10 protein-coding genes and 1 pseudogene are annotated in these 14,031 nt (G+C 62.0%); 7 read left to right on the top strand and 4 right to left on the bottom strand.

Annotated features, from left to right (window positions below; all coding sequences use genetic code 11):
* Positions 1-347: 347 nt before the first annotated feature.
* Complete coding sequence (locus tag LPA45_RS09580) at positions 348-1,760, bottom strand: PLP-dependent aminotransferase family protein (protein ID WP_116320534.1); 1,413 nt, start codon at positions 1,758-1,760, stop codon at positions 348-350.
* 87 nt (positions 1,761-1,847) lie between these two features.
* Between LPA45_RS09580 and LPA45_RS09575 the strand changes: the two genes are divergently transcribed.
* Both LPA45_RS09575 and LPA45_RS09570 read left to right on the top strand, forming a co-directional pair.
* On the top strand, positions 1,848-2,264 hold the full coding sequence (locus LPA45_RS09575) for a cupin domain-containing protein (RefSeq protein ID WP_116320535.1): 417 nt from the start codon (positions 1,848-1,850) through the stop codon (positions 2,262-2,264).
* A gap of 9 nt (positions 2,265-2,273) precedes the next feature.
* A complete protein-coding gene (locus tag LPA45_RS09570) occupies positions 2,274-2,729 on the top strand; it encodes a carboxymuconolactone decarboxylase family protein (protein WP_116320536.1) in 456 nt (151 codons plus the stop codon).
* A gap of 72 nt (positions 2,730-2,801) precedes the next feature.
* On the opposite strand, the gene LPA45_RS09565 is transcribed toward LPA45_RS09570, so the two are convergent.
* Together LPA45_RS09565 and LPA45_RS09560 are read right to left on the bottom strand one after the other, a co-directional pair.
* Entirely contained in the window at positions 2,802-3,266 is a 465-nt protein-coding gene (locus tag LPA45_RS09565; RefSeq protein WP_116320537.1) for a YaiI/YqxD family protein, read from the bottom strand.
* 136 nt (positions 3,267-3,402) lie between these two features.
* Positions 3,403-7,200, bottom strand: coding sequence for a chemotaxis protein CheB (locus LPA45_RS09560; protein WP_317924522.1), 3,798 nt, complete (start codon positions 7,198-7,200; stop codon positions 3,403-3,405).
* Positions 7,201-7,640: 440 nt separating this feature from the next.
* Here LPA45_RS09560 and LPA45_RS09555 point away from each other — a divergent pair, with 440 nt between their 5' ends.
* The 4 genes from LPA45_RS09555 to phbB all read left to right on the top strand — a co-directional run bounded on the left by LPA45_RS09555 (position 7,641) and on the right by phbB (position 10,709).
* Positions 7,641-7,988, top strand: coding sequence for a hypothetical protein (locus tag LPA45_RS09555; RefSeq protein ID WP_199414615.1), 348 nt, complete (start codon positions 7,641-7,643; stop codon positions 7,986-7,988).
* Positions 7,989-8,055: 67 nt separating this feature from the next.
* On the top strand, positions 8,056-8,976 hold the full coding sequence (locus LPA45_RS09550) for a phosphorylase (protein ID WP_317924521.1): 921 nt from the start codon (positions 8,056-8,058) through the stop codon (positions 8,974-8,976).
* 258 nt (positions 8,977-9,234) lie between these two features.
* Positions 9,235-9,780 (top strand): TIGR01841 family phasin, encoded by a 546-nt coding sequence (gene phaP / locus LPA45_RS09545; protein ID WP_317924520.1) that lies wholly within the window; start codon positions 9,235-9,237, stop codon positions 9,778-9,780.
* A gap of 185 nt (positions 9,781-9,965) precedes the next feature.
* Positions 9,966-10,709, top strand: coding sequence for an acetoacetyl-CoA reductase (gene phbB / locus LPA45_RS09540; protein WP_116320541.1), 744 nt, complete (start codon positions 9,966-9,968; stop codon positions 10,707-10,709).
* A 47-nt stretch (positions 10,710-10,756) separates the two neighbouring features.
* On the opposite strand, the gene LPA45_RS09535 is transcribed toward phbB, so the two are convergent.
* Positions 10,757-12,010 (bottom strand): oligosaccharide flippase family protein, encoded by a 1,254-nt coding sequence (locus LPA45_RS09535; protein ID WP_116320542.1) that lies wholly within the window; start codon positions 12,008-12,010, stop codon positions 10,757-10,759.
* Between the two features lie 429 nt (positions 12,011-12,439).
* Between LPA45_RS09535 and LPA45_RS09530 the strand changes: the two are divergent.
* Positions 12,440-14,031 (top strand): annotated as a pseudogene (locus tag LPA45_RS09530) (aspartate:alanine exchanger family transporter).

Here is a 14,031-nt window from a genome sequence, read left to right as displayed (position 1 = left end):
CACCACCTTCGGCAGGCCGGCCGCGCGCCAAGCGAACGATGGCCTCCTGCGGCTGCCAATTTGCTAGTCAGCCTGAGCGCTTGCTAGCAGCGCCCTGCGGTAGCGGTTCAGGTCCTGCACCGGCTCCTCGAAGAACCAGAGGCTCATGAACGCCGAAAAGTCGGAATCGTGGCGGTTGTCACGCAGGAATATCTCGGTCGCGGGCAGGGCGGACCATTCCGTGATTCCGATTCGGTGAACAGGATTGTGTCGGTTCGTTGGGCCTGAAAAAAGTACCAAAAACCTGAAGAAATCGTGTACCACCCAATCGTGTAGCACCCGTCCAGCGTGTTGCCAGTGACCTGGCGCTAGGAGAATTTCCTGACCAGGTGTTGCAAGCGATCACAGGCGGCCGGCAGCTGATGTTCGATCGCTGTCGCAACACCGAGGAGTAGTCCCGATCGCTGCGTAGCCGCCGAGCAATACCACCCCGACAATGGGGCGGGCGCAAGCCCGTAGGCGTAGGCTTCCCGCGCGATCCTCTTGTCGTCGGCGCCATCGGGAAGCCTTGCCACCACGGCAAGCCCCGCCGCGTAGGCGTGGAATCCCCTGGATCTCACCGCGGCCAGCAGTGCCTGGCTGCGGCCCGCGTAAATGCGTTTCATGCGACGCAGGTGTCGAATATAGTGTCCATCCCGCATGAACTCGGCAGTCGCCATTTGCACTGCAGGTCCGGGTGCCGAAGCCAGGCACGCCACGGCTTCATCGAACCTGGCTAACAGGCCGGGCGGCACCACGGCAAATCCAAGCCGCAGCGTCGGACTGATCGTCTTGCTGAACGACCCGATATGGATCACCCGCCCCGCACGATCGAGCGACGCCAGTGCGGGAGCCGCGCGGCGTGTCAGTTGGAGTTCACCCAGGTAATCATCTTCGATGATCCAGGCACCCGTGCGTGTGGCCCATTCGAGGATTTGCACTCGACGCGCGAGCGACAAGGTCGGACCCAGCGGCGCCTGTTGTCCTGCGGTGACCAAAGCCACGGCGGCATCCGGTGCAAGCACTTCGCCGTAGCCGACATCCATGCCGTCTTCGTCTACCGGAATGGGCACCGTCGTGAGCCGGGAAATCTCCAATGCCCTGCGGCTGGGGAGAAAACCCGGGTTCTCGACCCATGCCTTCAGGCCTTCGGCCTGAATCACTCGCAGCGCCACACCGAGCGCCCCCGAACATCCCGCCGTAATGAAAACCTGCGAGGGCTGGCATTCAATGCCGCGTGCCAGGGCCAGGTGCGCTGCGATCTCTCGACGGAGTTCATGTTCGCCTCTCGGGTCTGGATACGCTGCAGGCGCTTCGACTTCATCGCGTGCCGCACGGGCTCGCAGCCGCGAGAACAATGTCGCCGGGAAGCAGTCCGATGCCGGCACGCCCATTTGAAAGACGGCGGGGCCGGGCAGGAAATGCTGGTACAGCTCGGATCGCAGATCGGACTCGATGGAACGCGCACGTTCCGTGATTGGGCTCGCCACGGCAGCATGCTCAGAGACTCTGGTTCCGCCAGCGCGGGATGAAACCACCAGTTGTGCATCGGTCAGCCGATCATACGCAGTCTTGACGGTGCCTCGAGCCACCCCAAGCTGTGCTGCTAGATCCACCCAGGAGGGCAGTCTGGCACCGGGAACGAGTACCCCCTTCTCAATGGCACCCGTGATGCCAAGCCGAATCTGCTCCGCCAGCGAAGTCCTGGATGCACGGTCAAGCTTCAGGGCCAGGGTTCTCATAGCGTCTGGTGCATAAAGAATTTGGATTTTTGGTTCTTTTTTATGAACCTGCGGGAGAGGATGATTCTAGTCTCCCAGGAGGTAAACATGAAACTTCAACGCATTCTTCTCGCGCTCGTGGCGGCTACGAGCATGGCCTTTGCCGGGGCTGCCGCTGCTCACACCGTCGGCGATACGGTCAAGCCGAATTTCTCCCGGGCGATTCCCAATATCCCGGGCAAGTCGCTCATCGCCGTGGAGGTCCTCTATCCGCCCGGAGGCGCTTCGCATCCTCATACCCATGCCAGGTCGTCATTCATCTACGCATACGTCGTCTCTGGCAGCGTCGCCAGCAAGGTGAACGACGAGCCGGAACGCGTGTACAGGGCGGGTGAAAGCTTCTTCGAAGAGCCGGGCTCACGCCATCCGGTGAGCCGCAATGCGAGCAAGACCAGGCCGGCAAAACTGCTCGCCGTGTTTGTCGTCGATTCAGACGACAAGGAACTGACCATCAACGACAAGTAGGAGTTTGAAATGAGACTGGATTACACCAAGGCATCGCCTGGCGGTGTGAAGGCATTTGGCGGGGTCTACGGCTATGTCATGCAATCGGGCCTCGAAGACGTCCTCGTCGAACTGGTCTATCTGCGCGTGAGCCAGATCAATGGGTGCGCCTATTGCCTGGACATGCATACCCGTGACCTGATCAAGAAGGGCATTACGCCCGGGAAGCTGGCGCTCGTGCAAGCGTGGCGTGAAGCGGGGCCGTTGTTCAGCAGCCGCGAACAGGCTGCACTGGCATGGACCGAGTCGGTCACCCGGGTGGCGGACACCCACGTGCCAGACGAGGACTTCAACGCCGCATCGGCGGCGTTCAACGAGAAGGAACTCGCCGACCTCACGATGGCTATTGGCCTGATGAACGCCTATAACCGGCTCGCCATCAGCTTCCGCCGCGCCCCCGAGTCCGTGCTGGCGGCGAAAGGCTGATTGGCCTTACCCCGTGACTGCCAGTGCGCGATCTATTGACGCGAAGTTTTGCGTTGCCGTGGCTGGCACGCCTCAGGGGACGGCACCTGGTGGCACATGGCGTGCAAGGAAACGGTCCAGCTGGCCAGCGAACGCCTTGCTGTCCTGTGGGGCATACGGCGCCGGTCCGCCGGTATCGATGCCCGAGGCGCGGAGCTGGTCCATCACTTCGCGCATCGTCACGCGCTCCTGGATATTCTCACGACTAAACCAGCTTCCTCGTGGGTCGAGCACATGGGCGCCCTTGTCCAGGGCAGCGGCGGCAAGAGCTATGTCCGCCGTAATGACGAGGTCACCGCTGCCAACCAGCTCGAGGATACGGTCATCGGCGACGTCGAACCCAGCCGGGACTTGCAGTGACTTGATAAAGCGGGAAGGCGGCGTGCGCATATACTGGTTCGCAACCAGCGTGACGCACACTTCGACACGTTGCGCGGCCCGATACAACATATCCTTGACGACAACCGGGCAGGCGTCTGCGTCAACCAGTACTTGCATCGCGGTACTTCCAATTGAGGGCGGGGTGCTCATGTTACCGCCTGCGGGCGTCAAGCAGGGAATGAACGTCGGCCGGCGGGCCGGAATCACTGTTTCGCCGGCGCCCGTCGCTGGGCAGGTGAAGTCCCTCTTGTTGCTACGACGCGTTGTCCACTCGATGTTGAGACGTGGCGGCGGATGAGATCAACTGGTTCAACCGGGCGAGGTCCGCAGGTTTAACCAGGTGGTGGTCGAAACCTGCCTGTCTTGCACGGTCAAGATATTCTTGCCCGGCGTATCCGCTAAGCGCGATCAGCAACGTATTGGCGAAATCCGGCATCGTGCGTAGCCTCCGGGCTACTTCGTAGCCGTCCATCTCCGGTAGCCCGATGTCGAGCAGGATGACGTCCGGCCGGAATTGCGCTGCGCCTTGCAAGGCCGATGGACCATCGCCGGCGACCTCGACCTCGTGTCCGTCGAGCCTTAATAACATCGCTGTGCTGTCGGCCGCATCGGAGTTGTCGTCCACCACGAGAATCCGCTTCGGCGCGGCCTGGGGAACGACCGGTTCCACACCCGTTGGGGCGCCTTGCTGCGTAATCGCTTGCGATAGCATCGGAAGCCGGACCACGAACGTGCTGCCCCGGCCAGGGCCATCGCTCGAAGCCTGCACGGTCCCATGATGCAACTGAACCAGTTGGTGTACCAGTGCCAGACCCAGCCCCAGACCCGCAGACTTGCGGTCCAGCGACGAATCTCCCTGCACGAAGATGGTAAAGATGGTGGGCAGGAAGTCCGCTGTCATGCCGATGCCGTTGTCGGCAACCGTCAGCACCGCGTTGTCGCCATCGTGTTCGACCGAGACCTTGATGAGGCCGCCAGGTGGCGTGTACTTGATGGCGTTGCCCAGCAGATTGGTCACAATCTGCTCGACCCGTATGGCATCGCCTTCGATCACAAGGGCCATTGACGGGGGCAGGGAAAGTACCAGCTGGTGCCGATGCGCGTCTATTTCCGCGCGCATCGTGTCAACGACGTGTTGCACAATCTCGGCCAGATCGAGGGGCTTTGGATTGAGCTTGATGATGCCGTGCGTTATGCGGGAAACATCCAGCAGGTCATCGACCAGGCCGATCTCGTGATCCAGTTGGCGCCTGGCCGCCGCCCGCGCCCGCCGTTGTGTCTGCGGGTCAACATTGTCACGCCCCCAGATCTCGAGACCATTGCCGATTGCCGCCAGCGGATTGCGCAGTTCGTGAGCCAGCATCGCAAGAAACTCGTCCTTCTGGTGATCGGCGGTCTCGAGTCGTTCCACCGCGAGCTGATGCTGGGTAATGTCCTCGATGGTCAGCAGGATCAGTTCATGCGCGCGCCCGCGAACCCGTGCGGCGTTCAGGCGCATTGTGCGCGTCCCAATGCGCGGGAAATCATGGGTGATCTGAAAATCCCGTACGACAATCCGCTCGGGCAGCAGCTTCTCGAGCAGCTCGCGCAGGCTGGGGATATTCCACTGTCCGTTACCCAGCGTGTAAAGGGAAGTGCCGATGGTATCGTCGGCGATGGTCTGGAAGGTGTGGTAGAAAGCGCGATTGGCCCGAGTCACACGCAGATCGGGTTCCAGCACGAGTAGCGGCTCGGACATGGTGTTGATGATCGCGTCGGCATAGTCGCGCGCGCGGACCACCTCGTCGTGCAGGGTCTTGAGTTCATGATTCCGATAGCGCAACTCGTCGTTGGTGGTCGACAGCTCCTCGTTCAGCGACTGGAGTTCTTCCTTGGCCGTTTCCAGCTCTTCGTTGGTGCTCTGGAATTCCTCGTTGCTCGAGAGCAACTCTTCTTCGCTGGACTTAAGCTCTTCGCGCGCGCTTTCATGTTCTTCGAGCATGGTTCGAATCTGCACGCGCATGGCGCTCAGTTCGGCGTTCAGTCGTGCGATCTCCTCATCTCTGGAGTCGGCCCCAAGGGCGGTAGCCTTGCGCCCCAGCCGTTGCCTCAACGTCTGCAACAGTAGCGTGATGAGTGTCTGCTGCCTGTCTGCCGCTACGCCGTCCCCTTGCGCCGTGCTCTCGAAGAAGACCAGGGACCAGCGCCCATCAACGCCGGTGGCCTGGACGGGTTGCACTTCGAGGCTCGCGACGGTTGACCCGCCAGCGCCGAGCCGCAAGCCGGTCTTGCGTACCGCCAGGCCTTCCTGGCGCACCTGCCTGATTGCCTCGCTGATGGCCAGGAAAACTTCGGGCCGTGCAAGTCGCTGGAGGTTGCTGGCGGGTGGGCCGCTGGGGTTGACCAGGTAGGCCGAGGTATCGCCGCTATATTCGATGATATTCAGATCGTCATCGCAAAGCACCGAGGCGGGCGCAAACCGCGCAAGCGTGATGCGATCGACTTCGGCGCGAAGCGGCGACACGCCGTCCGGCCTGGCTCGGCTGTCGGACACGTTCGCCGGACGTGTCTGGGACGACGGGACCTGCGTCGACGGCAGGCGCACCTCCGCGGGCGGCCGCAGCCAGGGTTTCTTGCTGTACAGTTTGCTGCGTTGGTTCTCGATGGTGCCAAAGAGGTCAGAGAAAGAGCCCACCGTTTCGGAAGGACCCAGCATCAGCACGCCTTCCGGCTTCAGCGCGTAGTGAAAGAGTGGCATCACGCTTCGTTGCGCTGGCGCACTCAGGTAGATCAGCAGGTTGCGGCAGCTCACCAGGTCCATCCGCGAGAATGGCGGATCGCTCAGCAAGTCATGACGCGAGAACGTGCAGACCTCTCTCACCGATTTGTCGACACAGTAATACTCGCCGTCGCGCACAAAGAATCGCGCCAGACGCTCGGACGACACGTTTCGCGCGATGTTTTCGATGTACCTGCCGGCACGCGCGGTCTCAAGCGCCTCCCCGCTGATGTCAGTACCGAAAAGCTGAATCGGCATGGTCGCCCACCGCTCACCCAGATACTCCAGCAGACAAATCGCAATCGAATAGACTTCCTCGCCTGTTGAGCATCCGGGCACCCAGATCCTGAGCGAGCCTTCAGGCTCGTTGGCAGCCACGAGCCGGGGAAACACGGTCTGCATCAGGGCTTCGAATGTTTCCGGATCGCGGAAGAACTCGGTTACCCGGATGAGCAGGTCTCGTCCGAGCGCCAGGGTTTCGGCTGGATCCGACTCGAGCACCGAGATGTAGTCTTCCACGGACATGAGTTGCCGCAATGCCATGCGGCGCGTCAGCCTGCGCTGGATGGTGCCGGGCTTATATCGGCTGAAATCGACGTTGCAGGTATTTCGAAGCAGGCGGAATATCGGGCGCAGGCTGCCGTTGGGAGCGGTCGGAGCGTCTGGCGCCTTGTCCGCAAACGCCCGCAGATGCGGATGCCGCCCGATCAACATCATCTCTTTGCCAATATCGCGTGGCGTAAGCACGCGATCGACGCAGCCGAGGCTGATCGCTGCGCGTGGCATGCTGTTGAAGAGCGCCGACGCTTCGTCCTGGGCGAAAGTGATGCCGCCTTCGCGCTGGATAGCCTGGAGCCCCAGCGCGCCATCGGAGCCGCTGCCAGAAAGGATCACGCCAATGGCATTGGGACCCTGGTCATCCGCAAGTGAGCTCAGCAGGTCGTCGATGGGCATCGGTGGCACTGATGCCTCACGCGCGCGCAGGCGGATGCTGCGCTGCGCAACCGACATGCTTGCGTTCGCAGGAATGACATATACATGGTCGGCTTCCACTTCCATCCCTTCGGCGCCTTCCAGCACCGGCATGGATGCGCGCTTGGCCAGGATTTCCGGGAGCAGGCTGGGCCGGGTGGGATCCAGATGCTGGACGACCAGAAATGCCATGCCGCTGCCAGCGGGTATCTCGGCGAGCAGTTCCGATATCGCCTCAAGTCCGCCTGCCGAGGCGCCGATGCCCACTAACGGAAAGGCTTTCGACGTCGCTTCGTTGGCCGCGGTGGCAGGATAGATCACGTTCTCTCCAATGATGAATAGATGGCGCTTCCTCGCTCCCATCCCGATGAAGAGGTTCCTTCCCCATCCCCTCTTGCGGATCATTCATCGCCCGAGCGACGCCGACGCTGGCCCTTCCAATGGCGTTTTAGTATGTGAGTGCGGCGGACGTAAGACGTTGATCCTCAACGGACAGCCGATACCCACCCTCTTCAGGCATTTTAGTTTGCCCAATCGGCCCCGCCGAGTTTGGGCGGCTCGCGCGTCCCGGGTGCTTCATGGGCCATCGATCGAGACGGTGGCATGTAATGCAAAGTCGTTGGCATCCTTTGCATGGCGGTTAGCCCCCTGGCGCCGTTAGGCTACTCCACGTAGGCCATGACGAAACTGACGCAGGTCCAGACGGGCCGCGTTGCCGGCATTGTCTCGTGTCGCGATGTTCTTGGAAGGATGTAGCCAGCATGACTTATTCGCTCTCGCGCGCCGACGTGGACAGCATTACCGAAGACGACGTGAAATGCAGCACCCTTAAATTGCTGCCGGGATGGGAAGACATCCCGGCGGATTTCCGCAACGGCAATCTCTACACCCGTCTGGCAGAGGCGCGCTTGCTCGACTACCAGCTACCCGGTATTTCGATTTCATTCCTGCCAGAGTTCGATGACGCCGCGGCTTGCCAGGCGATCGACCGTTGCATCACCGCCCATCTGAACGCCTTCGCGCCACGCCACCAGCACCGAATTGCCGGCGTGGGATACATGATCTCGAAGGTTTGCACGGTTACAAGCGACGGCTTCGAGAATCCCTGAAGCGCGGGCCTCGCCAGTTGAGCGGGGCCTCCGGCGGCGCTATGCTGAAGTGGGAGCGCCAGCGGACATGCACCATCCACACCTTCAGCCCGGCACGCTTCGGCCGGCTATCGTCCACCGGACAGCGCACGCCCTGCAGAGCGGGGCGTTATGTCCGATCGAAACCATCCAGACGGTAATCGAGGACGGCGGCGTGCGCTTCCGGGTGCGCGCGGTGTCGAGCCTGCGGAACAAGGACAAGGCGCGCAAGGCGCGCAATGCCGGCGGCAATCCGTTCCTGCCCTATGACGCTCAACTGTTTGTCTCGGATATCTCCGACGACCATGTGGCCCTGCTGAACAAGTTCAACGTCATCGAGCATCACCTGCTGATCGTCACCCGCTGCTTCGAACCGCAGGAATCACTACTGACCGTCCCGGATTTTGCCGCGCTGCTTGCCTGCATGGCGGAGTTCCCGAGCCTGGGCTTCTACAACGGCGGGGCCGCCGCGGGAGCGAGCCAGGCCCACAAACATCTGCAGCTCGTGCCGCTGCCTCTCGCCGAAGGCAGCCCGTTGCTGCCGATCGACTCCTTGCTGCAGTCGGCGCGAATCAGCGGCGCCCCAGGCGCCATCCGCGCCGTCCCGGGCCTTCCCTTTGCGCACGCATTCACCCCACTGGACCTGGTTGCGGCGCCACTGCAAGAGCTGGCGCGCACGGCCTGCGAGCGCTACCGCGCCTTGCTCGACTCGGTTGGCGTGCGGACGCTGCATGTCGATGGCGCATGGCTTCAGTCGGCGCCATACAACCTGCTGGTCATGCCAGCCGGGCTGCTGCTGGTGCGCAGAGCCAGGGAGTGCGTGGAAGGCATCTCGCTCAACGCCCTCGCGTTTGCCGGCTCGTTGTTCGTCCGGGATGCGGCGCAGATGCAGGTGGTCGAGAGGCTTGGCCCGATGAATCTCCTCCGGCGTGCCGCGGCAGGCGGCGAGCGGGGTGGGGAGGGGGCATAGCTACGCCGTGCCCTGCCAACGCCACGCTATCTTGTAAGTAGATGTTATATACATGACGCTTACGCCACATTCAAGCGTGAACGTCACTCCACTTCTGGTAAGTCCCTAGGGACTGAATTAGAACAAGTCCTCTAATCTTAGCGTTGGTCTTTGTGCGGTGCAGCAGGGGCCATAACCGTTTGGAAACCACGCTCGACCGGTGCCTTGTAGCCTTGCGGCAGGCGACACCCGGCGGCTACCAAGAGGCGAACCCAATCCATGTCCTTTTTTACCTCCGATCAGTTTGCGGCAGTCCATAAGAACAACCTGAACAATCTGGCCAAGCTGTCGAACACCACCTTCGAAGGGATCCAGAAGCTGACGGAACTGAACCTGCAGGCGGCCAAGGCAGCCATGGCCGATGGGCAGGCAATTCTGCAGGCCGTTTCGGCCAACAAAGATCTCGGGGATGTCCTCTCAGTCCAAGGTAATGTGCAGCAGCCTGCTGCAGACAAAGCCATCGAGTACGCGCGTCACGTGTGCGAGATCGCAACGCAGGCCCAGGCCGACCTGGCCAAGGCAGTTGAAGAGCAGTTCGAGCAGCAGCAGCGCAATGTGCAGGCCTTCGTCGACGCCTTCGTGAAGAACGCCCCGGCTGGTGCCGAAGGAATTTCCGCCACGCTGCAGGCGACATTAGATAACGCCACGCAATCCTACCGCGCCGCGCAAGCCATCAGCCAGCAGTTGGCCGGCCTGGCTTCCGCCACGTTCACCGTAAACCCCGGCGCGGCTACGGGTTCGGATCGCCAGCCAACGCAGCGCTAGTCTGCGAATCGAGAGCGGCGCTGGGCCGGCATAGCCGGTATCCATCCAGGAACAAGTTCGGTCATCGAACGGCTCCCCCTTGCTGCATGGCGCAGGGGCTGTAGCTGTTGGGATAAGCCGTTTCGGTCGGCCTGCCATTTCCGGCAGGCCAGGGGTCTTTTTACTTTGCAAAAGAGAGAATCAGCATGACGAAACGAATCGCGTTGGTTACCGGCGGCATGGGTGGCCTGGGAGAGGCCATCTCCATCCGCTTGCATGACGCGGGCTATACGGTGGCGGTCACGCATTCGCCGGGCAACACCAAAGTCCAGGAGTGGCTTGCCTCCATGGCTGCCGGCGGTCGCGAGATCCGCGCGTACGAGGTCGACGTGGCCGACTACGAGAGCTGCCAGGCAGGCATGGCACGGATCCTGGCCGAGCTCGGCCGCGTCGACGTCCTGGTGAATAACGCCGGCATCACGCGGGACATGGCGTTCAAGAAGATGGACAAGCCAAACTGGGATGCGGTGATCAGGACCAATCTCGACTCCGTGTTCAACGTTACCAAGCCCCTTTGCGAAGGCATGGTGGAGCGCGGCTGGGGCCGGATCATCAACATCTCGTCAGTCAACGGTTCCAAGGGCGCCTTTGGCCAGACCAACTATTCCGCGGCCAAGGCCGGCATGCATGGATTCACCAAGGCACTGGCCCTGGAGGTCGCCAGAAAAGGCGTGACGGTCAACACGGTATCGCCGGGCTATCTGGCCACCAAGATGGTGACGGCCGTGCCGAAGGAGATCATGGACAGCAAGATCCTGCCGCAGATTCCGATGGGGCGCCTGGGCAAGCCGGAGGAAGTGGCAGGGCTGGTCGCTTTCCTTTGCTCCGAGGATGCGGCCTACCTGACTGGCGCGAATCTTGCCATCAACGGCGGTCAGCATATGGACTGACGCAGGGAGGGGCAGTCTGTCGCTGTCAAGGCGGTGGACTGCCCCGCTCACGCCGCCCGCGCCAGCGCAACTGCCGCACGGGACCGGACAAAGTACCCGAGGCCGGCAATCACGGCTACCGCATAACCGGCGATATAGCCATAGACGGCGCCGCGCGCTCCGTGGTGCGGGATCATGATGAGGTCCACCACGATCATGGTGAACAGCACGAGGATCCATTTCTCGACCAGCCAGTTCGGCTTGCGCAGATAGATCACCAGCAACGACAGTGCCGCATCCGCGAACACCAGTCCGGCCGCCATCGCGGAAAGGCGCAGCAGGTCTGCCGCTGCCTCATAGTGGTCGCCGTAGACCAAGGCAATGACCCAGGGTGCGCAGTAGGCGAGCACTGCGCCTCCCGCCGCCCCCAGGGCGACCATGCCGGCGGCGACGTAAAGCACATTGCGCCGTACCAGCGCCAGGGTCGGCTGGGCATAGATCATCAATGGCGCCACCGAACTTGCGACGATGGTGCTGAGCATCATGAAGTTGTCCAGAATCTGCATCGAGGCGGCATAGCCGCCAAGTTCGAACAGGGAAATGTGTGGCCTGAGCAGGAGCTGGTCGACGCGCTTCGCGCAAAGCATCAGCAGCATGCTCGCCCAGAAGACCGTGCCGTCGCGCAGCAGCCGCCTCGCCAGTGACCAGTCGATGCTTACCGCCACGCGGGGGGCGCGCTGGCGGTAATAGCGGGCAAGCAGCACGGCACCGAGCATGGCCTCCGCGGCGAAAGCCCAGGCAAAAACCGGGGCAGAGTCCGAGCCGGCCATATAGAGCACCGAGACACCCACCATCCGGAAGGCAAGGCCCATCATGCCGAAAACGACCGCGGGGCGACTGTCGGTACGCGCCTGCAGCCAGGCACGGACCGCGCTGAAGGGTTCGCCCAGCAACATGGGGATGCCAAAGATCATGGCGGCCAGGACAATGGCCTTGTCCTCTTCCGTCGTCGCCACGACAACCACGAGCAGCAGATAGCCGGTCACCGCGGCAATTATGCGTAAGCCGAATACATGGGCCAGCAGCTTGTGCTGCGCGGCCGGTGCCGGGTTGGCAACGAGACGGGGGATGACCTCTTCATCGCAACAGATCAGGGCGATCGCTGACGCAATCAATACCAGCGACTGCGCGTACTGAAACTCGGCAAAGCCCTCAGGCCCGACAGCGCGTGCGATCAGGGCGATGCTGACGATGCCAAGCAGGACCTGCAAGCCACGCTCAAGAACCAGCCAGAGCATGTTGCGGGCGATTTGCATACGCATTGCCAGGTCTCTCCGAGAATGGTGTCAGTAAGTGCTTCGCGGGCATGACCGCAGGGAGTTTCTGCCGTCCGGCCGCGGGTGTCGTGTCATCAGTGCGGAAATCCACGGCGGCCGCGTCGGACCAACGCCCGGATCGCCGGATGCCTGCACAGGTGTCGGGGATTCTGACATGCGACGTACTGCGCGCACTGTTGCGCTCCGCACACTGGCGGCTGCCATGCACAGGCCATATGTGCGCCAAAAGGTCCTTTGCCTGCTCTGATCTCGCGTGAGCGACGATCAACTTCCTCCAGCAGGTTCGATTTGAAGTTCCCGGTAATTGGTCTACCCTCCTAACTCAGGCCCGCGGGGGAGAGGCGGACCCGCAACTGCGCCAGATCAACGAGCGACTGGCCTGTCCTGCTGATCTTCCTAATCGAAGGAGCGGCAATGGATGCAGTCAGGGTGCTGTTGGAAGCCCAGCCGTTGTTCACCTTGTTCCTCACGATCGCGCTGGGCTACGTAGTCGGCGAACTGAGCATAAAAGGAGTTTCGCTGGGGTCCGGAGCCGTTCTCTTTGTCGGATTGGCAATCGGGGGATTTACACCCAAAGCAGCGCCACCCGCCCTGATCGGGACCCTCGGCCTGCTGCTATTCCTCTATGGCATCGGCATCCAGTACGGCGGGCAGTTCTTCGAGGGCCTGACAAGTGCCCGCGGACTGAAGGCCAACGCGGCGGCCGCTTTGGGGGTGGTCGGCGCCGGATTGATTTCGCTGGCGCTGGCGCCGTTGTTCGGCGTCGGCATGGATGCGTCGCTTGGGATTTTCGCGGGGGCCGGGACCAGCACGGCGACCTTGCAGGCGATCATTGCGGCCACGAAAGGCGACGGCGCTGCGGTTGGCTACAGCGTAGCCTATCCGTTCGGTGTCGCCGGTCCGATTCTGTGTCTCTATTGCCTTGGCGCGGTACTGAAAGCAAAGGTCGAGGCACCGCCGGCAAAGGTCATTGAACTGGCGGAGATCTCGCTGCGGAATCGCGAAATCATTGGCCTCACCATCGCCGAACTGAAAGCGCGCCTGCCAGCCGGGCTGTCGGTTGCCGCGGTGCGGCGCGAACACCATAACCAGCTGCCCACGGAGGACTTGTCCTGCGGGCAGACGATGTCCTGCTTGCGACGGCCACGGATCCGACGCTGCTTCAGGAAGCAGCGGCACTGCTGGGAGAGTTGCAGCCAGGGCGAATCAGCAGTCATCGGGAGGACCTGGACTATGCCCGGGTATTTGCATCGAGCCGCGCGGTGGTCGGGCTGGCGCTGCAAGACATCCGCTTTCCCGACGGCATTGCCTGTTCGATTGTCCAGGTGCGAAGGGGCGATGCCGACATGCTGCCCAGGCCCGATCTGATCCTCGAGGTCGGCGACCGTGTCGGCCTGCTGGTCAACCGTGCCCACGCCAAGGCGATGCGCAGCTTCTTCGGTGATTCCATCAAGGGTACCGCCGAGCTGAGCTTTATCTCGATCGGCATCGGTGCTGCCGCGGGACTGTTGGCAGGGATGATCCCGCTACCGATTCCGGGCGTCGGCAAACTGACCCTCGGACTGGCGGCGCTTCTGCTGGTGGCGCTTTATCTTGGCAAGGTTCGTCGCTCCGGGAGGTTCGTCTGGACCATGCCGCTGTCGGCCAATCTGGTACTGCGAAACTTTGGCCTGACCATCTTTCTGGCACAAGTTGGCATTGCCTCCGGGCCTAAGTTTTTCGCGACCATCAGCATGACCGGGATTTCGTTCCTGCTTTACAGCATTGCAATTGTCCTGGCACTGGTGCTGATCACCGCGTTGGCATGCCTGTTGATTTTCAGGCTGCCGTTCGATGTCACCGCGGGTGTCATATGCGGCGCGACAGGGAACCCGGCGATTCTTGCATTTGCCAATCGCGTCGCTCCCACGGATCAGCCGGACCTTGGCTATGCAATGATCTTTCCTTCGATGACGATTGCAAAAATCCTGTTCGTAGAGATTGCCGTGGCCCTGGCCGCCGGATAG

The sequence above is a fragment of the Cupriavidus sp. Agwp_2 genome (genome assembly GCF_040784895.1).
GTDB lineage: Bacteria > Pseudomonadota > Gammaproteobacteria > Burkholderiales > Burkholderiaceae > Cupriavidus.
This window is presented reverse-complemented; position numbering and strand designations above follow the sequence as displayed.